Origin of the sequence: Bacteroides sp. 214 (genome assembly GCF_010501015.1) — a bacterium.
Taxonomy (GTDB): domain Bacteria; phylum Bacteroidota; class Bacteroidia; order Bacteroidales; family Bacteroidaceae; genus Bacteroides.
Genome location: NZ_QVML01000012.1, coordinates 48,041 through 73,918 on the forward strand (window position 1 = coordinate 48,041; position 25,878 = coordinate 73,918).

The 25,878-nt window shown below is 41.7% G+C and carries 17 protein-coding genes; 14 read left to right on the top strand and 3 right to left on the bottom strand.

Annotated elements, in window-relative coordinates:
• Window positions 1-2 precede the first annotated feature (2 nt).
• The 8 genes from D0T50_RS09415 to D0T50_RS09450 all read left to right on the top strand — a co-directional run bounded on the left by D0T50_RS09415 (window position 3) and on the right by D0T50_RS09450 (window position 10,670).
• The gene (locus tag D0T50_RS09415; RefSeq protein ID WP_163223276.1) at window positions 3-1,256 is read left to right on the top strand and encodes an ABC transporter permease; all 1,254 of its coding nucleotides are present in this window, start codon (window positions 3-5) and stop codon (window positions 1,254-1,256) included.
• A gap of 3 nt (window positions 1,257-1,259) precedes the next feature.
• Window positions 1,260-2,504, top strand: coding sequence for an ABC transporter permease (locus D0T50_RS09420; protein WP_163223277.1), 1,245 nt, complete (start codon window positions 1,260-1,262; stop codon window positions 2,502-2,504).
• Between the two features lie 36 nt (window positions 2,505-2,540).
• The gene (locus tag D0T50_RS09425; protein ID WP_163223278.1) at window positions 2,541-3,644 is read left to right on the top strand and encodes an efflux RND transporter periplasmic adaptor subunit; all 1,104 of its coding nucleotides are present in this window, start codon (window positions 2,541-2,543) and stop codon (window positions 3,642-3,644) included.
• Window positions 3,645-3,650: 6 nt separating this feature from the next.
• A complete protein-coding gene (locus tag D0T50_RS09430; protein WP_163223279.1) occupies window positions 3,651-4,973 on the top strand; it encodes a TolC family protein in 1,323 nt (440 codons plus the stop codon).
• 146 nt (window positions 4,974-5,119) lie between these two features.
• Window positions 5,120-6,730, top strand: coding sequence for a T9SS type A sorting domain-containing protein (locus D0T50_RS09435; protein WP_163223280.1), 1,611 nt, complete (start codon window positions 5,120-5,122; stop codon window positions 6,728-6,730).
• A 13-nt stretch (window positions 6,731-6,743) separates the two neighbouring features.
• Window positions 6,744-7,640 (top strand): glycosyltransferase, encoded by an 897-nt coding sequence (locus D0T50_RS09440; RefSeq protein ID WP_163223281.1) that lies wholly within the window; start codon window positions 6,744-6,746, stop codon window positions 7,638-7,640.
• A 3-nt stretch (window positions 7,641-7,643) separates the two neighbouring features.
• Entirely contained in the window at window positions 7,644-8,741 is a 1,098-nt protein-coding gene (locus D0T50_RS09445; RefSeq protein ID WP_163223282.1) for a glycosyltransferase, read from the top strand.
• A 375-nt stretch (window positions 8,742-9,116) separates the two neighbouring features.
• Window positions 9,117-10,670, top strand: coding sequence for a hypothetical protein (locus D0T50_RS09450; RefSeq protein WP_163223283.1), 1,554 nt, complete (start codon window positions 9,117-9,119; stop codon window positions 10,668-10,670).
• A gap of 11 nt (window positions 10,671-10,681) precedes the next feature.
• On the opposite strand, the gene D0T50_RS09455 is transcribed toward D0T50_RS09450, so the two are convergent.
• Both D0T50_RS09455 and D0T50_RS09460 read right to left on the bottom strand, forming a co-directional pair.
• Window positions 10,682-11,782: a DegT/DnrJ/EryC1/StrS aminotransferase family protein gene (locus D0T50_RS09455; RefSeq protein ID WP_163223284.1), complete on the bottom strand. Its 1,101-nt coding sequence runs from the start codon at window positions 11,780-11,782 to the stop codon at window positions 10,682-10,684.
• Between the two features lie 12 nt (window positions 11,783-11,794).
• Window positions 11,795-12,730, bottom strand: coding sequence for a GNAT family N-acetyltransferase (locus tag D0T50_RS09460; protein ID WP_163223285.1), 936 nt, complete (start codon window positions 12,728-12,730; stop codon window positions 11,795-11,797).
• 165 nt (window positions 12,731-12,895) lie between these two features.
• On the opposite strand from D0T50_RS09460, the gene D0T50_RS09465 reads away from it, so the two are divergent.
• The gene (locus D0T50_RS09465; protein ID WP_163223286.1) at window positions 12,896-14,077 is read left to right on the top strand and encodes an OmpA family protein; all 1,182 of its coding nucleotides are present in this window, start codon (window positions 12,896-12,898) and stop codon (window positions 14,075-14,077) included.
• A 54-nt stretch (window positions 14,078-14,131) separates the two neighbouring features.
• Here D0T50_RS09465 and trpS read toward each other — a convergent pair whose 3' ends face one another.
• Window positions 14,132-15,115 carry a tryptophan--tRNA ligase gene (gene trpS, locus D0T50_RS09470; protein WP_163223287.1) on the bottom strand — a complete coding sequence of 328 codons (984 nt, stop codon included), beginning with the start codon at window positions 15,113-15,115 and terminating at the stop codon, window positions 14,132-14,134.
• A gap of 231 nt (window positions 15,116-15,346) precedes the next feature.
• Between trpS and carB the strand changes: the two genes are divergently transcribed.
• From carB to D0T50_RS09495, 5 genes are all read left to right on the top strand, one after another.
• Window positions 15,347-18,565, top strand: coding sequence for a carbamoyl-phosphate synthase (glutamine-hydrolyzing) large subunit (gene carB / locus D0T50_RS09475; RefSeq protein ID WP_163223288.1), 3,219 nt, complete (start codon window positions 15,347-15,349; stop codon window positions 18,563-18,565).
• 139 nt (window positions 18,566-18,704) lie between these two features.
• Window positions 18,705-19,931 carry a CHASE2 domain-containing protein gene (locus D0T50_RS09480; RefSeq protein ID WP_163223289.1) on the top strand — a complete coding sequence of 409 codons (1,227 nt, stop codon included), beginning with the start codon at window positions 18,705-18,707 and terminating at the stop codon, window positions 19,929-19,931.
• A gap of 7 nt (window positions 19,932-19,938) precedes the next feature.
• A complete protein-coding gene (locus tag D0T50_RS09485) occupies window positions 19,939-20,724 on the top strand; it encodes a hypothetical protein (protein ID WP_163223290.1) in 786 nt (261 codons plus the stop codon).
• A gap of 11 nt (window positions 20,725-20,735) precedes the next feature.
• Window positions 20,736-23,660 (top strand): caspase family protein, encoded by a 2,925-nt coding sequence (locus tag D0T50_RS09490; protein ID WP_163223291.1) that lies wholly within the window; start codon window positions 20,736-20,738, stop codon window positions 23,658-23,660.
• 2 nt (window positions 23,661-23,662) lie between these two features.
• Entirely contained in the window at window positions 23,663-25,561 is a 1,899-nt protein-coding gene (locus tag D0T50_RS09495; protein WP_163223292.1) for a tetratricopeptide repeat protein, read from the top strand.
• Window positions 25,562-25,878: the final 317 nt, after the last annotated feature.

A 25,878-nucleotide genomic window follows, 5' to 3' on the forward strand; every position in this document is an offset into this window, starting at 1 on the left:
CCATGATTGAAATTTGGCAAGAAATATACAGTACCATCCGGCGGAATAAGTTGCGTACTTTTCTGACGGGTTTTGCCGTTGCGTGGGGAATCTTTATGCTGATTGTACTACTTGGCGCAGGAAACGGATTGATACATGCCTTCGAAGAAAATTCTTCCGAAATGGCAATGAATTCCGTGCGTGTTTCGGGTGGAAGGACCAGTAAAGCCTACGACGGGCTGAAAGAGGGAAGGCGCATTGAGTTGGATAACGACGACGTAAAAACAACGGATACCTACTTTCCCGAAAACATTATCAGTACCGGTGCACGAGTACGCCAAGGCGGAATTACATTGAGCTATGGACAAGAATATGTAAGTACCAGCTTTAACGGAGTGTACCCAAACTATACGGAAGTAGAGCGAGTGAAATTGCTTGAAGGACGTTTCATTAATGACCTGGACCTGCGCGACCGCAGAAAGGTGGTTGTTCTTAATAAAAAAACTGCCGAGCTTCTTTTCCCTAAGGAAAATCCTATCGGAAAGTTTGTTATAGGAAACAGGGTCGCTTATCAAATCGTGGGACTCTATACTGACAGGGGGGATAGTGACTCACGTGAAGCGTATATCCCGTTTACTACCCTTCAGGTTATTTACAATAAAGGCGATAAACTCAACAACATTCTCTTTACAACCAAAGGACTGGCTACAGAAAAAGAAAATGACGAGTTTGTTGAAAAGTATCGTAAGGTAATCAATGCGGCACACCGTGCCGACCCCGCAGATACAGGAGCCTTGTGGATTTGGAATCGATTTTACCAGCAACTGGGGCAGCAGAAAGCCCAGAGTGTGTTACGTATCGCAATTTGGGTTATCGGTATATTTACGCTGCTAAGCGGTGTTGTAGGAGTGAGCAACATTATGCTTATTACAGTGAAAGAGCGTACGCGCGAATTTGGTATACGAAAAGCGTTGGGTGCCAAGCCCGCCTCTATTTTATTTTTGGTTATTGTAGAGAGTGTTTTTATAACAACATTGTTTGGTTATATAGGAATGGTGGCAGGCATCGGTGTTACAGAACTTATGAATATGGTAGCCGGAAACCAAACCATGGATACAGGCATGTGGCAGGAAACTGTTTTTCTGAACCCTACGGTGGATGTGGGCATTGCCATTCAGGCAACCCTGACGTTGGTAGTGGCGGGCACGATGGCTGGATTCTTTCCGGCGCGGAAAGCAGTGAGTATCAGACCTATTGAAGCACTAAGAGCCGATTAAGTTATGAGAATGGATATAGATACGTGGGAAGAAATCTTAATAACGATTACCCGCAATAAAACAAGAAGTTTGCTTACGGCTTTTGGAGTCTTTTGGGGCATATTTATGTTAATCGCATTGATTGGCGGAGGTAATGCAATTGAAGGATTCATGAAAAGTAACTTTGAAGGTTTTGCCAGTAATTCTTGCTTTGTATGGCCACAACGCACCAGCAAAGCTTACAAAGGCTTCCGAAAAGGACGCTGGTGGAACTTAGAAATAGATGATGTGGACAGGCTTAAACAAAATGTGCCCGGTATAGATGTAATTACCCCTACGGTAAATTATTGGGGAAGAACAGCTTCATTCGAAGATCGTAAAAGCACCTGTATCATCAAAGGACTTTATCCTAATTATGACGCGATAGAGCAGCAACGAATGAGTAAAGGACGCTTCATTAACGATATAGATATTCTCGAAGCACGCAAGGTTTGTACGATAGGAACACGTGTTTATGAAGAGTTGTTTCGCAAAGGTGAGAATCCACTCGGGAAGTTTATCTTGTTGGATGGGGTCTATTACCGTGTAATCGGCGTGTGCGACTCGGAAGGAAATATTCAGATAAACGGTAGTGCTTCCGAAAGTATTGTGATCCCTTTTACTACCATGCAGCAAACATATAATCTTGGACGCTACATAGATATGGTATGCGTAACGGCAAAACCCGGTGTGAAGATTACTGAGTTGCAAGACGATATTGAAGCGATTGTGAAGCAGGTGCATTTGCTCGCTCCCGAAGATAAACAAGCGGTGATGTTCCTCAATGCCGAGGCTATGTTCTCCATGGTTGACAATCTATTGGTGGGGATTAATATCTTGGTGTTTATCGTAGGATTGGGAACATTGTTTGCCGGTGCTATCGGCGTAAGTAATATCATGATGGTAACAGTTAAGGAACGTACCATGGAAATTGGTATTCGTCGTGCAATCGGTGCCCGTCCACGCGACATCATGCAGCAGATTCTTTCGGAAAGTATGGTGCTTATGACCATTGCCGGACTAGTGGGTGTGTCGTTTGGTGTATTGATATTGCAAGCTGCTGAGATATTAGTAAACGCGGATGCTACATACCCGATGAGTTTCCAGATTAATTTCTGGACAGCCATTGGTGCAACATTTTTGTTGCTTGTGTTAGGCATGCTTGCAGGGTTGTTCCCTGCCTATCGTGCCATGGGCATCAAACCAATCGAAGCTATTAGAGAAGATTAATAACGAAATAAAATATAAATTCAAAATACGCATAATATGAAAAAGTTCTTTAAAATCGCACTCCTAGTGCTACTGGCATTTGGCTTTTTGTGGACATTCGTTTTCCTGTATAATAAGTCGAAACCTAAAGTTGTTGTATACGAAATAGTTAAACCGGCGGTGGGCGACCTCGAAAAAAGCACGGTTGCTACAGGAAAGGTGGAGCCACGTGATGAAATCCTTATCAAGCCACAGATCTCGGGCATTGTAGATGTGGTGTACAAAGAAGCCGGACAAAAAGTGAAGAAAAATGAAGTGATTGCCAAAGTAAAAGTAATCCCTGAGTTGGGACAACTGAACTCAGCCGAAAGTCGTGTTCGCTTAGCCGGAATCAATCTAAAGCAAGCCGAAACAGATTTTGGACGCAGCAAGAAACTTTTTGAGGACAAACTTATTAGTAAAGAAGAATTTGAAAAAGCGGAAGTTTCTTTCAAACAGTCAAATGAAGAATATGAGAATGCCAAAGACGCTTTGGATATTGTAAAGGAAGGTATTACACAAAAAACGGCATCGTATAGCAACACTATGATACGCTCTACTATCGATGGACTGATACTTGATGTGCCTATTAAAGAAGGTAACTCGGTAATTATGAGCAATACGTTCAATGATGGTACCACCATTGCAACTGTAGCCAATATGAATGACTTAATTTTCCTCGGCAAGATAGATGAAACGGAAGTAGGTCGCCTGCACGAAGGAATGCCGGTGAAACTAACTATAGGTGCGCTGCAAAACTATAAATTCGATGCGGTTTTAGAGTATATTTCACCTAAAGGAGTAGAGGAAAATGGAGCTAACCAGTTTGAGATTAAAGCGGCTGTTCATGTACCCGATACAGTAGTGATTCGCTCAGGATACTCTGCTAATGCAGAAATAGTACTGGCTAATGCAGAAAATGTGTTGACTATTCCCGAAAGCACCCTCGAATTTAGTGGAGACAGTGCTTTTGTATGGATAATGACTGATAGCGTTCCCGAACAGAAATTTGTACGTCGTAATATTAAAATAGGTATGAGCGACGGTATTAAGATTGAAGTAAAAGAGGGTATCGAACTGAGTGATATGCTTCGTGGTATGGAGAAAAAAGATAAAAAGTAAAACGGTATGAAATATAAAATAGTACTGATAGTAGTAAGTGCCCTGTTGTTGGCGAACCATTCGTACGGGCAACAAGCATGGACTCTGCGCGAGTGTATAGATTACGCCATAGAGCATAATCTCAATATACAGCAATCCGAGAATGCGGTTAATCAATCGGAAATTGAAAAGAACACTGCCAAATGGGCGCGGTTACCGAACCTGAATGGTAGTGCCAGTCAACAATTTGGCTGGGGACGCGAAAAATCGCCGAAAACGAATACTTATGTTGATAACTTAAATACAGCGAATACAAGCTTTAGTCTGAATACAAATGTACCGCTATTTACCGGTTTTGAGTTGCCTAATCAATATGCCCTCTCTAAACTAAATTTGAAGGCAGCTATCGAAGACCTCAATAAAGCAAAGGACGATATTGCAATAAATGTAGCTTCTTATTATGTGCAAACACTCTATACTAAGGAGTTGAGTAAAGTTGCTAAGGAGCAAGTGTTGTTAAGCAATGAACAACTCAATCGTGCTACCCGTCTTGCCGAACTAGGCAAAGCCTCTCCTGCGGAAGTCGCCGAGGCAAAAGCACGCGTAGCACAAGACGAAATGAGTGCTGTGCAAGCAGAGAATGACTATCACCTGGCTGTTCTTGAATTAACACAGTTGCTCGAGCTCCCTACACCTGATGGCTTTGCTGTTGCCGACCCCAATATAGAACCGGATTTTATAACTCTGAGCCCACCGGATGATATTTATTTAACTGCCGTAAGTAATAAGCCAAGTATTATGGCTGCTCAATATCGCTTAGAAGGAAGCGAAAAAAGTATTCGCATTGCGCAAAGTGGTTATTATCCAGATTTGTCATTTAGTGCGGGTATTAGTTCGGGTTACTTTACTGTAGATGGTGTTTCGGAATTTGGTTTCTTTGATCAATTGGACAAGAACCAAAACAAGTCTTTAGGCTTTAGCTTGAGCATACCTATCTTCAATCGTTTTGCTACGCGCAATAGAGTGCGTGCAGCGAAGATGCAACGCGAGAATCTTTCTATTCAGTTAGATAATGCCAAGAAGGTGTTGTATAAGGAAATACAACAAGCTTGGTATAACGCATTGGCTGCTGAAACAAAGTTTAAATCGAGTGGTACGGCTGTAGAGGCTAACGAAGAATCTTTCCGTTTGATGCGCGAAAAGTTTGAAAACGGGAAATCAACTTCAATAGAGTATAATGAAGCCAAATTGAACTTAATGAAAGCACTGTCGGATCGTATACAGGCGAAGTACGACTATATGTTCCGTACAAAGGTGCTCGACTTCTACAAAGGGATTCCGATAGAATAAGAAACTTTTCATAAATTCCAAAAATGTGTGTCTAAGCACAGGGTCAAGAGCGTAACAACCTCTTGGTTCTGTGCTTTTTAATCTTTTAAAGTAGGGCTATTACAAAAATAACCTCTATTTTTGTAATACATCTAAAAAATAACTTTATGAAGAGACCAATATCATTTAGTTTTATAGCTATCTTTATTAGCACACTATTTGCACAACAACAAGTTGTTTTTCCTGATGATTTTACTGATGCACTTTTAAACCAAACCGTAACTGTAACCAATATTCTTACCGTTACTAATACTAATGGGGTAGAAACTTATGGAGGTGTTTACCTTTCCAATGGTAGATTATGGATTCCCACAGAGACCAATGCGCCGGGTATTACAATGTTTACAACTGCTAATGCTACTAATGTTGCCAATCAGTTGCTATTGCAGAAGGGGAAAAATAACTATAACTATATCGCAGCTGATGGTAGTTGCCGTACCGGGCAATTGGTAAGTAACATAACCGGCACTGTGAGCAAAGTGAGTGGCAAGTATGCCATAACTCCTACTGTAGCACCTGTATTTGCTGGTAATGAACGCCCCACGACACATGGCGATTTAGGAACGTATAATGTAAAGGTTGTTAGCTTTAATGTGGAGAATTTTGGGAACACTACCGCAACGACAGACGTGCAACGGAGGAAGATTATAGCCGGCATGAAAGCACTTGATGCGGATATTTATGCATTAATGGAAGTGTACGGAAACACTTACCTCGAAGATTTGGCAAATGCGTTGACGGCAGCCATGAACTCGCCAGCCTATGATTATAAGTTCATAACCAATATCAATAATCAAGTGATGTGTGGTTTTATCTACAATAGCGTGACCGTTGTACCTTACAAAGAGATGCAGAAGAATACACTTGTACCTAATACCAATACAGCTTCTTATCTTCCTTATCGAAAAATAGCACAAGCCTTTGACTTGCGTAGCAATAACGAACGATTCATAATCTGCGCTAACCACTGGAAATCAAAGAGCGGGAGAGATATTCCTGCTGACCAAAAAGACATGAAAGATGGACAATCTGCTTATAATCCACGCCGGGTGCAGGAAGCTACTAAAACACTAGAGTTCATTAATAACATGATAGCATACTACGAAGATCCTGATGTGCTCATTGTAGGCGACCTCAACTCGTATACCAAAGAAGATCCCATAGAAGTACTCATAAATGGTGGCTTTATCAACCAGTTACAGAAACATTCGCCAATCGGATATAGCTACAACTTCTACACAGAAGGCTATAACAGTGCCGGATATTTGGACCATAGTTTAGCTACTCCTTCGCTCGACCAACAAATAACAAAGGCAGAACCTTTCCCGATAAACTCAGATGAGTCAAGTTACATGAAAATATCATCTACCAGCACGGTGGATCCCTATGCGAAGAGTAACATGTATCGTTGCTCAGACCACGACCCTATTGTAACAGCCATCTTTTTGGATAGTAGTACAGGTATAAAAACACCGGATGAGGAAGAAGAAGGAGAAATTCTCTTTGGTAACCCGCGAGATGGTTTCCTGACGTTGAAGGGCGAATATATTAATAAGGTAGAGCTACTGGATATTACCGGACAATTGCTCTCTGTTTATAAAAAAGACGCTGCCGATTTGTATTTTACTTTACCGTTGACGGGTTTACCGGCCGGCGTTTATTTTGTTCGTATAAACAATGGAATAGGTGGCGCTACATATAAATTTGTCATTTCATAAAGTGCTATAATAAATGTCGCAACCACTGTTAAGCATCATCGTACCTTTCTATGGCAATGCCGACAGGCACTTGTTGGAGCGCTGCCTGGAGTCTTTCAAAAGACAAAAGATAGCCGAAGAAAAGTTGGAGGTGCTTGTGGTTGATGGCGACAGCTTGGGAAATGCACGCAATAGAGGCATTGATCAAGCTCGGGGTAAGTATCTTCTCTTTATCGATGCAGATGATTATCTCTTTGATAATAAACTACTTCTCTGCCTTCATTCACTCGAAAAACAAAATGCCGATTTACTTGCCTTTGCGCATAAACGGGTATGTGGTGATTTGCACAAATCACTGCACTTGCCGCAACCACTCAAGGAAGATCATTATAAAATAGCCGCAGATTATTCGGCAAACAATAATTTCCTCTACACAGCCTGGGGGTATATTATGCGTAAAGATCTGCTCGATCGGCATCAAATTCGTTTTAGAGAAGGAGTTTACCACGAAGACGAGTTCTTTACAACCTCAGTTTTCTATTATGCCAACTACACCATCATTACCGATCTGGTGGTTTATGCCTATAGCAAACAGGTGGGTTCTATCTTGCATACCATAGATGAGGAGTCACGAAAGAAACGAATTGCCGATTTCAAAACGGCTCTTTTTGATGTAAGCAACTTTCTAAACACGAATGCTGTTGCTGATGAGGTTCTTCTTCCTTATTGGGATACTCGCCTCTTAGCCCTTCATCGTAAAAAGGCATTCCTTACAATAGACTATGTGGTGCAATTATTTCGCAATCGTTGTACACTGCGCTTCATTTATAAAGAACTTTGCTATTTGAAACGGGCATCTCTTTTGCCGTTGTCTGGCAAAGTCTATTCGTGGAAATATTGTATAGCTCGTGTACTATCACACCTGATATAACTTATGAAGATATTACTGATAGGAGAATTTAGTCGTTTACACTGGACACTGGCCGAGGGACTTAGAGTACTTGGACATGAAGTTTGCGTGGCATCCGATGGTGGTGGTTGGGGGAAATATCCGTGCGATATTTTATTGGATCGTCCTACCGATAGCTACAAAGATGGATTTCGTTGTCTTGCAAAAATCTTATATCATCTTCCCTCTTTTACAGGTTTTGATGTGGTGCAGGTTATTCATCCCTACTTCTTGCGAATTCGTGCGGAGCGTACTCTGCCTATTTATCGTTTCTTGCGGAGGCATAATGAAAAGGTATTCCTCGGTGCCTTTGGTACAGACTATTACTATGTGAAAGCTTGTATGGAAACCAATACCTTTCGCTACTCCGATTTCAAAATAGGCGATGTGTATAGAAATATAGATTTCAACCGTATTGATATTGAAGAGTGTCTGCATGGTGGTGTAGCTAAAGCTAACAAGGAAATTGCCGAAAGTTGCGACGGCATCATCTCTTGTTTGTACGAATATGATGTCTCTTATCGCCCTTACTTTCCTGATAAAACGAAATTTATACCATTGCCCATCAATCGCTCGTTGGTTACTCCGCGTGTACGTTATGTTTCCGATACAATCAACTTTTTCATTGGTATTCAGGCAGCCAAGAACGAATTAAAAGGAACAGATGTAATGCTTCCTGTATTAGAAGCATTGCACCACAAGTATCCCGACCAATGTACCATAACAAAAGTTGTTTCTGTTCCGTATGATGAATATCAACGTTTACTAAATGCAGCCGATGTGCAGTTAGACCAGTTATACTCCTATACCCCTTCAATGAATTCGCTCTTGGCTATGGCAAAGGGTATCGTTGTTGTAGGTGGGGGTGAGGAAGAGAACTACGAAATACTGGGCGAAACAACTCTTCGTCCCATTGTCAATGTATTGCCCGATGCTGATGATGTGTATCGTAAATTGGAGGAGTTGCTACTGCATAAAGAGCGTATTTCTGAGCTCTCTGCACAGGGTATTGAGTATGTAGAGAAGTATCATGACCATGTAAGGGTAGCCCAGCAGTATCTTGATTTTTGGGCTTCTCGCTAATCAAAAAAATGCTTATGGTTCATTGACCAAATGCTTATGGCATTTGCATCGTTTGCTTATGGTATTCGGGTCAAATGCTTATGGCTCTAGCAGCAAATGCCATAAGTAAAAAATGGACTTGCAAATGAATACATTTGGACTTTGTTTTGGGTTAAAATGAACTTCAAAACAATCCTCTTCTAAGTGCATTTATCTAGTGTGTTATGTTCCGCTTTCTTCTTTTTGCTATATTTGTACTTCAAAACGCATGAATATATTATGAGATTCTTTTTATACACTGTCATTTTGTTTTTTCTGTATGCCTGTACGCCTTCTCACACAAACACTCAGTTGGTTACAGCCGAATCTCTTATGTCTCAATACCCCGACAGTGCTTTGCAAATTCTTCAATCTGTAGTTCATCCACAGGAACTGACGGGCAGGCAGCAGGCGGATTATTGTTTGTTGCTCTCGCAGGCAATGGATAAAAATCACTTGTCCCTGAACGACTCTTTACTACAAATTGCCCTTGCTTATTATGCAGATCGGTCTGACTTAACAAGAAAAGCAATGTCATATTTCTATAAAGGGCGATATCATTATACACAAGGTGAATTTAAAGAAGCAACATTAGCTTTTAAGGAGGCGGAGAAGTGGGCGGTAGCTGATGCTAATGATGATTTAACCTCAATAATATTCAACTCTTTGGGCTATATCAACAAGAACGAACTTGATTTTGATAAGGCGTTGTCCTACTTTAAGCAATCGTTTCGTGTTTCTGAAAAAATGAATAATATAGAACGAGCCGTTTATAACCTGCAGGAAATAGCTAACGTGTTTTTCTATATGGAACAGCCGGATAGTGTGTTGCATTACCATGAACAGCTTATTTCAAAACTCGAATTGTGTAACAATGACCAGAAAGCTTATGTGTATCACTGCTTGGGAATATTTCATATAGAACATGGAAGCTCTGATAAAGCGTTGGAGTATCTTCAATGTTCACTACATTATAATGACGAGGAGATAATGCCCTATACATATGCTGCACTTGCCGATTTATATGCAAAGGAAGGTGACTCAGAGAAAACAACATACTACTTACAAAAATTGGGTTCCATAGATAATGGAGCTTTTAATATTACGGTTTTAGAGTCAAAACTTTCTTTTTTATTACGTACGGAAGCAAGCGAGGAAATTGCTTTAGTTGCCGATAGCCTAGTTTCTGCTATTCAAGATGCATATAATAGTATATTGGATAGAAATATTTCGGAAATTCAAGAGAAATATGATAATAAGTCTCTTAAGATGAAGCATGAACTCATGCAATATCAACTAGGTGTATTGTTTATGCTTTTTGTATTTCTTAGTTTGCTTATATTCTATTTTTACCGGAGATATAAAAATAAAAGGGAAGCGGCAATAAGAGAAAAGATTAGAAGTAAAGAAGCGGAGCTGATGACGTATAGATTGCAGTTGCAGACATTGGAAGATGAAATGAATCAAGGTGAAGAAGAAAGGCAATACCTGCTTGCGCGACATAACGAACTGGAAGAGAAAATCAGAACAAAGACTCACGAGATAGCATCTTATGTGAAACTACAAACGAGTTTGTCTCAATATGAAAAGGAGTTGGAGTACAAGTCTTCTGTTTTACAAGGGATAGAGATATATCGGTCCTTGTTAGATGGTGAGAATCGAATTCTTCAAAAGTCTGATTTTCAGCATCTCATTATTTTCTATACGTTGCTGAATCCCTATTTTATGGGGATTGTAAATAATCATTCTTCATCGGATATTGAAAAGATAATTTCTATACTGTATAAAGCAGGCTTGTCTCGCGAACGCATTGCTGCAGCTTTAAGCCAAGAAGCAGACAGTATTACCCGTCGCAAAAATCGAATGAAGAATAAAGGGTTTGATTTAGATCAACTAATTAAATTAGGCTGAATCTTTATCAATTACTCAAATCCATTTACTGCTTTAATAACTGCTTTCACCTCCGCGTCTGTCATCATTGGCGACATTGGTAGGCTCAATTCTTCACGATGTATTTGTTCGGTAACGGGCAAGAAGTGTTTTTCATACTCTTTCAGCGCAGGTTGTAAGTGTGGCGGAGTGGGGTAGTGAATATGTGTTTGCACACCATTTTTCAACAACCAACTCTGCAATACATCTCTTCGTTGGCAGAAAATCGGGAATACATGAAATACGTGGCTGTCCCAGTTTTCTACTTTGGGCAGTGTAATGAATGGGTGGTCTATACCTTTTAGATACCGTTTGGCAATGGCTCTTCTGCGATTGTTATCGTCGTTCAGTCGTTTGAGCTTAACCGAAAGAGCAACAGACTGTATCTCTTCCAAACGGCTATTGATTCCTTTTTGTACATGTTTATACTTTTGCAAACAGCCGTAGTTGGCAAGAGAACGTACCATATCAGCAAGATTTTTATCGCTGCTGGTTATAGCTCCGCCATTTCCCAGTGCGCCAAGATTTTTGGATGGATAAAAGCTAAAAGCAGCAGCGTCTCCGAGATTACCGGTTTTTTTACCTTTGTAGACAGCACCAGCTGCTTGTGCGGCATCTTCAATGACTTTCAGGTTGTTCTTTTTTGCTATCTTGTTAATAACATCCATTTCGGCGCATTGACCATAAAGGTGCACGGGTAATATAGCCTTGGTACGTTCGGTAATCAGTGATTCAAGTCGGTTTACATTTATATTGTAGGTCTCTGGTGAAGGTTCACAAAAAACAGGCTTCATTCCGGCACGGATAACCGCAAGAATTGTAGCTATAAATGTATTGGCAGGGACAATTACTTCATCATCTTTTTCCATAGCTCCAAGTTCTTGATAGGCAAGGAGTATTAAGGTAAGAGCATCCAGTCCATTAGCTACCCCAACGCAATAGGAAGTATGGCAGTAAAGTGCAAATTCTTCTTCAAAGCGTGTGGTTTCTTCTCCACAGAGGTAGTAACCGGAGTGAACCACTCGTGTAATTTCTTCGGAAAGTTGTGGCTCAAATGAGTTGTTGATACGTTGTAGGTCTAAAAAAGAGATCATATTTATAGGATATTAAAGTCTTATTCGATAAGTGTCGTACATAATGGCTCTTCCGCCAAATCCTTCTTTCTGTGATACCAGTCCTTTATTAAGGTACCATCCGCTTTCTTCTACAGATATACCAAAATCGAGATAGCGTTTGTGCGCGTATCGTTCATGGATGAGATAGCTAAACAAAAAATCGAGTGCTCCCAATGTCTTTCCTTTTTTGTTGGAAGCGATGTATTGTAGGTGGGCAACCTGTTTAGTGTCGTAAACAATGGTTCCGGCAATCATTTCCTTTTTGTCGTACACGCCAAAAAACTTAATTTCCTCAGGAAACAGTTGCATGAGATGATGCATTTCGGCTTCGGAATGTACAGGAGTAGTGTTATGTTTTTCCTGAAGTAAATGACTCAGGATATGCCAGAATGGAGTGATGTCTGTTGTTTCGTGAATACGAAGCTCACTCTTTGCTGCACGCTTTATCTGTCTTTCGCGGAGTGTTTTGAATGGTTGTGTTTGTTCCAGAAGAATGGTGGTAGATAATTTCCTTTCAAATAATTCGGCTTTGTTCCTGAAGAGCGCATAAAGATCCTCTTCGGCAGGATAGGCATGATAAATAGCAGGAATGGCACGATAAATCAGTTGTTCTACCTTAAATTCTTCTTTTAAGTGAGTTAATATTAATTCAAAAAACTTTAAAATATGCGAAATGGTAACTTGGTATGAAAAAATCATTCCACCATAAGTTAGCCCTTGATGGGTATGATATATATTGCCGGCCAAGTTGCCCGGTACTACAGCCATTAATTCATTGCCTTTATAGCATAGGAGTGAGTGTTCGGGGAATCTAACGCCGTGATATTCAATGTATTCTCTCGAAAGTAAGAATGTTCCATTTCTGGAAGATTGGATGAATTGATTCCATTCTTCTCTTTTTTCGGGAGTGTAACAAACAATTTGCATGCTTTCTATTCAACAATATTATTGGTTTTCAAATATACGGCTATTTATTGTTTCCGTAAATTGTTTTTTCTTTTTTTCAAAAACCTTTTTCCTTAGAGAGTGTTGTTATATTTTGCTTTAGAACTAAAACTATAAAGAATAATAACCACTTAATTATGTAAAATTATGAAGAAAAGTCTAATGTTACTGGCGTTTGCCGGTTTGTCTTCTGTGGCAATGGCACAGAATGTAGCAGGATATCAGAATACATCTGATAACAAGTATGAAGTATTTACGAATAAGTTTTGGAACAACTGGTTTATATCCGCAGGTGGTGGTGCCGAAATATTGATGGGCAACGGTGATGCTGCAGGTAAGGTGAAAGACCGTATTAGTCCTACGTTGAATTTTTCTGTAGGAAAATGGTTTACTCCCGGTTTGGCGCTTCGTTTGCAATATAGCGGTTTGCAAGCTCGTGGTTTTACCAAAGAGGCTGATAATGGTTATATCGACGGCGGCTTCCAAAATAGTGCTAACGCGTACAAGCAGAAGTTTAATTATATGAATTTGCATGGTGACGCGTTGTTTAATCTGAACGCTTTAATAGGCGGTTACAACCCTAAGCGTGTTTACGAAGTCATTCCTTATGTGGGTGTGGGTGTTACACACAGCTATTCATCTCCTAAGAGGGAGGCGTTGAGTGTAAACGCAGGTATCATCAACCGTTTCCGTCTATCATCAGCAATGGATATCAATCTGGAGTTGAGTGCTATGGGTGTTGAAAATAAATTTGATGGCGAGCTACATGGTAAAAGAGACTTTGATGGTGTTTTGTCAGCTACCGTTGGTTTGACTTACCGTTTCCCCAAACGTGAATTTAAGAAACCGGTTGCAGTTCGTCAGTTAATCAGCGAAGGTGAACTGAGCAACATTCGTGAAAAGATGAATGCACTTGCTGCCGAAAACGGAACCTTGAAAAGAGATTTAGCCGAAGCACAGAAAGAACCTGAAGTTATATCGACCGAGGTAATTGTGAAAACTCCGGATATCGCCCCACGTTCTGTATTCTTTAATATTGGTTCAGCCAAAGTTTCCGAACAGGAATTGGTTAACTTAGAATTCCTGGCCGACCAAATGAAAGAGTATCCTAATCTGAAATTTAAGGTTACAGGTTATGCCGACTCTTCAACCGGTTCTGTTGAAACAAACAAACGATTGAGCATTCAGCGTGCACAAGCTGTAGTAGATGCGTTGGTAGGAACATACAATATTGATCGAAACCGAATGACTATAGATGCAGTCGGTGGTGTATCTAAGTTTGATAAAGTCTACCTGAACCGCATGGCGCTGGTTGATGTAGTGAAATAAAAAAAGAGTCCGGCTCACACACGAGCCGGACTCTTTTTTTATATTCTTAAGCGCTTACTTGAAACCAATAATTCGGCGCACTTCCTGTATTGTTTTAACAGCACTTTCTCTTGCTTTCTCTGCACCTTGTAGTGCTATCTTATCAAGTAATTCAGTGTTGTTTGTATATTCTTCAATACGTTCGCGAATAGGATTGGTAAACGTAACAATGTCTTCGGCTAATTGTTTTTTAAGATCACCGTAGCGAATGGAGCAATCGTTCCATTTTTCTTCAAAATAGTTGTAGGTGTCCTTGCTTGAAACAATATCAAGGAAGGTAAACAGGTTTTGAATAACCTCGGGCTTTTCGCTATTGGGCACTGTAGGTCCTGCGTCGGTAACAGCTTTCATTACTTTCTTGCGAATAGATTTCTCGTCTTCGTAGAGGTAGATGCAGTTGCCGTCTGATTTACCCATTTTGCCGGAACCGTCTAAACCAGGGATTTTAATGGCTTTATCTGTAAAAGAGAATGAAGCTGGTTCGGGGAAAAGCTCCACTTCATACATATTATTAAATCTACGGGCAAATTTGCGTGCCATTTCCATGTTTTGCTCCTGGTCTTTTCCTACAGGGACTTTTACTGCACGATGAATTAGGATATCTGCAGCCATAAGTGTAGGATAAGTTAATAATCCGGCATTTACATTGTCAGGTTGTTGACGTGCCTTTTCTTTGAAAGTAGTGGTACGTTCCAACTCGCCAAGGTAGGCGTTCATGTTCAAATAAAGATATAATTCCAGTACCTCTTTAACATCACTCTGTATATAGATAGTCGCCTTTTCGGGGTCAATACCGCATGCCAAATACTCAGCAAGAATGGTGCGGGCGCTATTTACGATGCTTTCGGGTTTAGGGCGGGTCGTCAAGGAATGCCAGTCGGCTATAAAGAAGTAACAATTATACTCATTTTGCATTTGAACAAAACTTTTGATTGCTCCAAAATAATTACCTAAGTGTAGGTTACCTGTAGGACGAATACCGCTTACAACTGTTTCCATAAATCTATTAAATACTTTAAATGTGGCGCAAAAATAAACAAAAAGATTGGATAATCTTGGGGATATGCAAAATAAGTAGTTACTTTGCACAAACTTTAAGGTACGATGTTTAAAGAGAAGAAAAAGTCGTTTACAAACGTTCAAAATAGGTTGATGCGTTCTCCTTTTCGCAAGGGGTAACGCATTTTTTTTGTCTGCAAACTCGAAACAAATTAAATAAGTATAGAAGAAATGGAAGAACAGTTGAAAAAAGTATTAGTACTCGGCTCAGGAGCCTTGAAGATTGGACAAGCAGGTGAGTTTGATTATTCCGGTTCGCAAGCCCTGAAGGCATTAAAGGAAGAAGGGATTAGTTCGGTACTTGTAAACCCGAACATCGCTACGATTCAAACATCAGAGGGTATTGCAGACACCGTTTATTTTCTACCGGTAACTCCCTATTTCGTAGAAGAAATCATTAAGAAGGAAAGACCCGATGGTATTTTGCTGGCATTTGGCGGGCAAACTGCGCTGAACTGCGGAACAGAGCTATATACAAATGGTATATTGGCAAAATATGGTGTGCGGGTACTTGGTACTTCGGTAGATGCCATCATGTACACCGAAGACCGTAATCTCTTCGTTAAAAAACTGGACGAAATTGAGATGAAAACGCCTATAAGTCAAGCCGTAGAATCTATGGAAGAGGCTATAGCAGCGGCAGAACGTATTGGTTTCCCCATTATGATTCGTTCGGCTTATGCTCTTGGCGGATTGGGTAGTGGTATTGTACAGAACAAAGAAGAGTTTATTGCTTTGGCAGAGAGCTCATTTGCCTTCTCTAAACAAATTTTGATAGAAGAATCACTTAAAGGTTGGAAAGAAATAGAATTTGAGGTTATCCGCGATGCGAACGACCATTGCTTTACGGTGGCAAGCATGGAGAACTTCGACCCACTGGGAATTCACACAGGCGAATCTATTGTGGTAGCACCTACCTGCTCGCTCGATGATAAAGAGCTGGATATGTTGCAGAAACTTTCTACCAAATGTATTCGTCACCTGGGAATCGTAGGGGAGTGTAACATACAATACGCGTTCAATTCGGAAACCGACGACTACCGCGTAATTGAAGTAAATGCCCGTTTGAGCCGTTCGTCGGCGTTGGCATCCAAAGCAACCGGTTATCCACTGGCATTTGTAGCTGCTAAAATAGCATTAGGGTACACACTCGACCAGATTGGCGAAATGGGAACACCTAACTCGGCGTATGTTGCTCCACAACTCGATTACCTTATTTGTAAAATACCACGTTGGGACTTAACCAAATTTGCCGGTGTATCGCGCGAAATTGGTTCAAGTATGAAATCGGTAGGCGAGATTATGTCTATCGGCCGCTCTTTCGAAGAAATTATTCAGAAAGGATTGCGCATGATCGGACAAGGTATGCACGGTTTTGTGGGCAATGACTTGGAATTCGAAGATTTAGATAAGGAACTTTCTTGTCCTACCGACCTGCGCGTATTTGCCATTGCACAAGCCATGGAACAAGGTTATAGCATTGAGCGCATTCACGATCTTACCAAGATAGACCCTTGGTTCTTGGGCAAACTAAAGAATATTGTAGATTATAAGATAAAACTCGCAGCGTACAACTCGGTTGAAGAGATTCCGGCTGATGTGTTGCGCGAAGCAAAAGTACTTGGCTTCTCTGACTTCCAGATAGCCCGCATCGTATTGAATCCGGAAGGCAACATGGAGAAAGAAAATCTCGCCATCCGTGCCCGCCGTAAGGAATTGGGCATCCTTCCTGCCGTGAAACGTATCAACACCATTGCATCCGAAGACCCAAGCCTAACGAACTATCTCTACATGACTTATGCTGTGCAGGGATATGACGTGAACTACTACAAAAACGAAAAATCGGTAGTGGTACTCGGCTCGGGAGCGTACCGCATTGGTAGTTCGGTGGAATTTGACTGGTGCTCGGTAAATGCCGTACAGACCGCGCGCAAGTTGGGATACAAATCCATCATGATAAACTATAATCCCGAGACTGTATCGACCGACTATGATATGTGCGACCGTCTTTACTTCGATGAACTCTCGTTTGAGCGTGTACTCGACGTGATTGACCTGGAACAACCGGGCGGTGTTATTGTATCGGTAGGCGGACAAATCTCCAACAACCTGGCTATGAAACTTCATCGCCAGTCGGTGCCTATCCTGGGAACCTCTCCCGTATCTATCGACCGTGCCGAGAATCGTAATAAATTCTCTGCCATGCTCGACCAACTGAACATTGACCAGCCGGCTTGGCAAGAACTTACCAGCTTGGACGATGTGAAAGCTTTTGTAGATAAGGTAGGATATCCGGTGCTGGTGCGTCCTTCGTATGTGCTTTCGGGTGCTGCGATGAATGTGTGCTACGACGAAGAAGAGTTGGAAAACTTCCTGAAAATGGCAGCTGAAGTATCAAGAGAGTATCCGGTAGTAGTGTCGCAATTCCTGCAAAACACCAAAGAAATAGAATTTGATGCCGTAGCTAAGAATGGAGAAATTGTAGAATACGCTATTTCGGAACATATAGAATTTGCCGGTGTACACTCGGGAGATGCTACATTGGTATTCCCCGCACAGAAAATCTATTTCGCTACGGCACGTCGCATTAAGAAGATTGGTCGTCAGATAGCAAAAGAACTTAATATCTCCGGGCCATTCAACATGCAATTCCTGGCTCGCAACAACGAGGTTAAAGTGATAGAGTGCAACCTTCGCGCTTCGCGCAGCTTCCCGTTTGTGTCTAAGGTGCTGAAACGCAACTTCATTGAAACAGCAACCCGCATCATGCTCGACGCGCCATATAGCAAACCCGATAACTCGGCGTTTGACATCGACTGGATTGGGGTGAAAGCATCGCAGTTCTCATTCTCTCGCTTGCACAAAGCCGACCCGATTCTGGGCGTGGATATGTCTTCTACCGGAGAAGTAGGTTGTATAGGCGACGATTTCTCCGAAGCATTGCTCTCGGCGATGATTGCTACCGGTTATGACATACCTAAGAAAGGAGTAATGTTCTCTTCTGGAGCTATGAAATCGAAAGTCGACCTGCTGGATGCCAGCCGGATGCTAAGTGCTAAGAACTACAAAATCTACGCAACAGCCGGTACGGCAGCCTTCTTGAATGCCAACGGTGTAGATACGGAAGCCGTTTACTGGCCGGATGAAAAAGCAGACGCAACGAACAACGTAATGCGCATGATTTCTGAGCATAAGTTCGACCTGATTGTAAATATACCGAAGAATCACTCTAAACGGGAGTTGACGAACGGATATAAGATTCGTCGCGCAGCTATCGACCATAACATTCCATTGATTACAAATGCTCGTTTGGCAAGTGCCTTTATCGAAGCCTTCTGCGAAATGAAACCGGAAGACTTGCAAATAAAGAGCTGGCAAGAATATAAGTAAGAAAAGGAACTAATAATTATATAAATATCCGCACGGTTTCTCTTTATGGGGAAATGCGTGCGGATATTTTTTTTGTACAACAACAAGAAGATATTTGCATCTTTATTTTACCTTTGTACAACATCGGTTCACATACAACATGTTTTACACAATTGTACATTGGATTAAACAACAAAAAACACTCCTTCTAAAATGGTTGCTGTGTATCTTTCACGCTACCTTACTATTAGTAGTAAGCTACTTGTTGTGGAATAAAAGTTATTCGTGGGGCAACGAAAACGAGCTGCTGAGAAAGCTATACACAGTCCAGAAAATACTGAATATAAATCAACCTGCGGGCGACGAGAATGTCGTACTTATCAACGTCTCCTTCGACAAGGAATTGGTGGAAATATACGACGAATACGAAATCCCCATGGGAACCATAGATATAACAGACCGCAGTAAACTGTATCGCCTGTTCGATGTTCTGGGGAAAGAAAGCAGCTACAAATACATCTTATGCGATATTTCTTTGAACAAAAAATACGTAACCGATAGCGACTCCCTGCTCGAAAACCGGATTGAAACGATGCAGAAAATCCGCTTCGCCCATGTAGATGACGAGGAAAACCCCGAAGGAGGATCGCTGGCAGGCGAAAAGACTTCTTATGTGGGCTATACAAAAACATTCTTAGTCGACGACTTCTTTAAATACGAATTCATACATCGCGGACAGCCAACCCTTGCATACGATATGTGGAAAGACCTGACTTCCGGGCAGATGGAACGGAAAGGCTTTTCTTATAAGCTCAACGGAAAGATGGCTGTCAACTCGGTTATCCTCTCGTTTCCCTTCATAGAAACCCGCTTGTACGATGAAGAAGGCAACAAAACCATCTATAATCTGGGCGAAGATATACTGAACAGCATGGCCGACGAAGATATCGTTGCCCTCTGCGCGGACAAGATTGTTCTCATCGGAAGCTTCTTCGAACAGGACATACACACTACCGTTGTAGGCGAGCTGCCCGGTGTGTTGATTAACTACAATGCCTACCTGGCGCTATTGAACAATGATCCCAGGATTCCCAAACTCATGCTTCTGCTGATTTTTGTGGTGTATTTCATCATGACATCCGCCATTGTTTTCAGCAAAGGGCTTACGGATATAATACCCGATCGGCTGTTCAAAATCGATATCCGCTTTATAGAAATCATCCTAACCTGGTTTGGTTATACGTTTATAATGATGCTGCTTTGTGTACTTTGCTACCTGTTTGTCGGGGTTTATCTCGATATTCTGATTATTGCATCGTGGTTCACTTTCTTAGAAACCATCTTTAAAATACTGAACAGCACACGGAGGTTAAAACCCACAAATTAATATAGTTATGAAAAGAATGATGCTTTTTTTCTTCGCTTTATCCGCAGTTCTTTGCAATGCGCAAGACCTTTGTAAGATTGTATATCTGAATACTCCCGACATCGTGATCGGCGGAAAAACCCTCCGGGTGGGAGACTCTTTCGAAGCGGAGGCTAAAATAAACTGGAACGAAAACAAGAAACAGGTGATGAAGTTCTGCTATAGTAACTGCACAAAGCAGCGGGTAGTATCGTCCGATGCTTTTAAACAGAATAAGAGTAATAGCGTATCCGATTATCTGTTCTCTCGCGGACAACTTTCTTCGCGTGCAGGGGCATTGAACAGCGTTCGGGAGTTGAAGCAATACTTCGGGCGTACGTTGGGACTGATAAATGAGCTGAGAGTGAACATCGGCAGCACATTTCCGATGGATGAGAATTGTTACTTCTATATAAGTTACCGGTATGGTGATGAGAACATTAATAAGAAACTTGCCTCCGAAGGCTCACAATTAATATTGAACACCTCGGTTTACAATATCGACGGGAACCCTATTCCTTTGCAAAGTATGCAGATGTCTTTGTATTACTATAATTCAGAGAAAAAGACACAAGCCTTGATAACTGATGAAATGACAATTTTTCCCATTGAATCAACTACTTTACTTCATTGGATCAAAGAACTAAATGCTCCAGAGTTAACTACTGCCGATAAAATAGAAATCCTGAGCGAATACCTCGACATAAAATATCCCGAAGTGTACTTCCCTGCAACAGATTTGGAAAAATGGATTACATCATTGGACGATAATTAAACAACATAGTTATGAAGAGGCTTTTTGCGACGATACTGATAGGTATGCTTTTTCCTTCATTCCAAAGTATTACCGCTCAGGAGGTCAACGAACCGGTAAGGACAATCATACAAGTAGGTCATACAGCCCCCATTATAGATTATACTGTTAGTGCGGATGGTAGGTATTTGGCTTCGACCGATATGGCGCGAAAGGTTATAATTTGGGACTTGAAAAGAGGGAAGCAACTTATAGCCGGATTTAAGCCTGTGGATTTGCAAGAGGGGTTCTCGGACATTAAATTCAACCCGCGAAACTCTGAACAATTGTATGGCATCGGACTTCTGCAGAAAGCGAGGGCAGGTATCGCTAATAATGACAAATACATTTATAGTACCTACAACTGGCAAACCGGCAAAAAAATGGGCTTAATAGCTGGATCCAGAATAAGACCTGCCTTGCAAAAATATGCAGGTGTTGCTTACGAGAAACAACGCGACTGCTCGATAGTAGCTTTTGACCAGCAGACAAAAGAGAAGATGATGCACTATAGAGGTTATGTAGTTCCATTAGGAAATGCATCTATCCACAAGGATGATAAACTGCTTTTTGTGATGGAGAACAACCCACAATTGTGGGATTTGACAAAGATGGAGCTGATAAATCGAATACCGCATAAAGAGTTTTTGTTGAAAGACACCTCAATAGTGTACATCAACGACAGGGTGAGTCCTGTAAAAAAGAATAGGTATGACACAAAAAAGCAGATAGAGAATGCCACAACAGGCGAGGATTATCTGAGATATGGGAGTAAAATAAGCACTGAGGGATACTTATTTGGCGATAGCATATTTATTGGAGGATACGGGCAATACATAACCATCTGGGATACGGAAGCCAATCTGCTCTCCTCTATTAAGACACCGGGACATCCTGTTTTTACACTCGACCTGAAAGGAGATAAACTGTTGGCTGCTACCAGACAGGGATTGTGTGTGGGAGATGTACACTCCAAGAAACTCTCTTTTGCTTCTGAGAAGAAAAACTATACTGCATATGGTGTTAAATTCCTGCCCGCTACTAATAAGTTTGTGTTAAGCACCGATGGTGGTGGTGTGCGCATGGGTGAGATTGATAACCCCTCGGGGATGAAATTGCTTAAAAACGTGGAGGTCCCTGTTGTTGCTGTTTCCGTAGATAGCGAGGGAAATAACGTATTGGCCGTTGGCGAGGATGGCGTTGTGTATCAATATAATCGGGGAAATGATATCTGGTTTAAGTATAATGCACCCTTCTCCCGTGCTCGTGTAAGTAGTTGCGCTTTTGTGGGCGATGAGGTTGTAGCAGCCGGATCGCACGAAGGTTTTATTGCTCTATGGCATCGATGGGAGAAAGAAAGCTATAAGATGTTTCAGGCTCATAACGGAGAGATAACGTCTATCATACAATCCAACGACAAGCGCTTTGTAATTACTACTTCCAACGATGGAACCACCAAAATATGGAACAGCGAAACGTTCGAGGAAATTGTGCAACTCATAGCCATCGAGAATAGCAATGAGTACATTGTAATCATCCCCGATAATTACTATAAAGCATCGCAGGATTGTTCGAAAGCCATACATTTTGTGAAAGGAAACGAGGTTTACGAGTACGATCAGTTTGACTTGAAGTACAATCGCCCCGATATTGTTATGGAACGCATGGGTACTGTCTCGGATCAAACGCTTGAACTGTATCATAAAGCCTGGAAGAAACGCCTGAGGAAGATGCAGTTTACAGAGGATATGCTATCCGATGACTTCCATACACCAACGGTGGAAATCGTGAACTACTCCGATATTCCGGCAAAGACAACCTCATCATCTATCGCTCTGGAAGTGAAAGCAAGCGATAGTAAATATGCGCTCAATCGCTTGCTTGTATGGATTAATGGTGTGCCGGTGTATGGGCTTCAAGGTATTCCGTTACAAGCTTCTCCCAATCAGGAGGTGCTTAAAAGTGTTAATTTAGAACTGCTTTCGGGTACTAATCGTGTGGATGTTTCATGCCTGAATGCAAAGGGAGCCGAGGCATATAAGCAAACTTTTGAAATTGTTTGTGAGGCTAAGACAAAGAAGTCCGACCTATACCTGGTGAGCATAGGCGTATCGAATTACACCAATTCGCTGTATAATCTTCATTATGCCGACAAGGATGCTAAAGATGTTTCTGCGCTTTTCAACGAATTAAATAAGAGTAACTTGTATGGCAACATATATAGTAAGGTGCTTGCTAATGCAGAAGTCACCAAAGAATCCGTCTTGCAAGTGAAAGACTTCCTGAAGAATGCCGGACGCAATGACGTAGTCGTGTTGTTCTATGCCGGTCATGGAGTGTTAGATAATAGTATGGATTACTACCTCGCTATGTCGAATATGGATTTTAATAATCCTGCGGAAAGAGGATTGATGTACGAAGACTTCGAGATGCTTCTTGACGGAATAAAACCATTAAAGAAGTTGATGATGATAGATGCCTGCCACTCCGGCGAGATAGATAAAGAGGAGTATATAGCCCAGAATACACTTCAAACCGAACAGGCGGATGTAGTGTTCAGAAGTGTAGGCGCGGGCATAAAGCAGAAAGATGCTCTTGGTGCCGGACAGGTAAATGAACTCCTGAACGATCTCTTCTCGGATATCAGGCGGGGAGTGGGGGCAACCATCCTGTCGAGTGCAGGTGGTGCCGAAGTAGCCGTTGAGGGCGACCATTGGCAAAACGGATTGTTTACCTTCGTGCTTAAGGAAGGTTTGTCGAACAAAAAAGCCGATCGGAATGGGGATGGTGTAATTACCACCGGAGAGTTGCATGCATATACCCGCGATAGAGTGGTGGATCTTTCGCAGGGAAGACAGCAACCAACTTCGCGAATCAACAACAAGCAATACGAATTTACGCTATTAAACAATAGGTAGCTATGCGAAAAGTAATATTAGCCGTATTAATGGCGCTGGTTTTAATACCGGTATCACATCTGCAAGCCCAAAGTACTGCAGAGAAAGAGCTACTTTCAATGCTGAAGAAAGCCGAAAAAGAGGTGGCTTCAAATAGGTATGATAAAGCAAAATCTTTATTGAAAGAGATAAATCAAACTTTCAAGAATGAAAAGAGGACTAAAGGAATTGATTACTTGTTGTTTATGTATTATGCGCAAAAGTTATCCTATCAAATGAAAGATACTAAGGGGGCTCGTAGCTATTACAACGAAATATCTTACAGTCAGAGCCTTGATAAGAAAATAGACCCACTGAAGAGTGTTATTGCTGCTCAGAATGACATGCTTCGCGAATCTTTTTCAAACGAGGGACCCCACTATGCTGCATTTTATATGATGGAGGCACAGTTATTTCTTCAGAATGCGCTGCAAGCAGGAATCCCATCAGGAACAACTCCTTTTTTGAAGGAGTTGCTGGCTTTATGCGGTTTCGACTTTAGTAAACCAAACATAGAAGCTGCCATACAAACAACAAAAGCCCGTTTACTTCAGTTTAACAATGCAGAACTATGTGATGTGGTGCGGGTAGGAGGCTCTGATGTCGCTATATTTCATGTGCTGGATATTGCAGCGAAAAACGGCAGTGCCGAAGCCAACGTCTTGGCAGGTTATTATGTAGAGAATGGGAAAGGAGTTCATCAAAGCTATACCGAAGCACTTGGCTATTATCGGGTTGCCGCCGATGCTGGTAACGTAAGAGGTATATGCTCGCTTGCAAGTCTATACTTCTGGGGCAAAGGAACAGAGCCGGATAGAGTAAAAGCTGCCGGGTTGTTGGCTCCCATCGAGCAGAAAGAAGAATTTGGTAAGTGGGGTGGGGCCTATTTAATGGGTTATCTGTATGAAACAGGAACCGGTGTAGTGAAAAACAGAGATACAGCGATAGCGTACTACATGATAGCAACCGAAAACGACGACGTAAAGAAGAGGAAGGAAGATGCGTTTATACAGTATCAACGCTTGGCAGACGAAAGGGAAAGTGATGCCATTACCGAAAGGATCAAAGATAAGGACGTAACTAAACTTTCCGCGGACGAACTTCGCGAACTCGCCCTCGACTATGAATACTACAATCATATAGAATTGGCGAAGAAGTTCTTCAAAATGGCTGCCGATAAGAACGATGCCTACTCATGCAATAGCATCGGCATTCTCTACTCGGTCGACAAGAAGGACGAAGAAGAAAAGAAGCAAGCTGCCGAATACTTCAAAAAAGGTGCGGAGCTGGGTTATGGTCCTGCCATGCACAACTGTGCCCGTGTTTTATTTTTGGCCGAAGGAACGATGCCCGATATCGATAAAGCAAAAGAGTTGGCTAAGAAGTACTTTAATCTTGTGAAAGAAGAGAAACATTACAGTTTTATGAAGAGCGAGCTCTTGAGGCTTAATCCCACTCACTTTTATAAGGATGAAGATATTATAAAGGGAGTTCCACTCGCAGAACTCTATAAAGAGATTGATACGAGCATTTACCTTTGCAACTTAGGTTTCACAAACCGAAAAAGCAATACGGCAGGAGCTTTGTATTATTACGAAAGAACCCGAGCCAGGGGAAACAAAAAAGCGGCAGCCGGTATCGGTCTGATTTACTGGCAAGGGTCGGAAACCCTGAAGCCCGATTACAAGAAAGCATTCGACTACTTCACCGAGAGCCTACCCAACGAATGGGGATATTACGGCTTGGGCGAGTTGTACGAACGGGGTCTTGGTGTAGAAGCCAATCCGCAAAAGGCGCTGGAGTATTATAAAAAGGCTCAGGAGAAAGGAATGGATGGGCTTGGAAAGAAGATAAAAGCGCTTAATAGTACTAATACCAAATAGGCCTTCACATTCACATGTCGCTGTAACTGACTAGCAGTAAGTGGATTACGTGTGAAATCACCCCTGTTCTAGCCTTCACAGTGTCTTCACCTGCCGTAGACTACACTTTACCTTTCCGAGAGAACTTCTCCCGCAGTTATCCTCCTCCAAAGGAGGATGTCTTGTACTTCAGTGGAAACGTAACTAAATTGTGTCTTATACGGGATTTGGTTGTCACTTTTTTGCTGCATAATATTTTCTTATTTATGCATAAAACCGTACAACATCGCTACAGTGAAACTTTTAAGTTAGAAGTTTTGCGTGACCATTACTCCAAT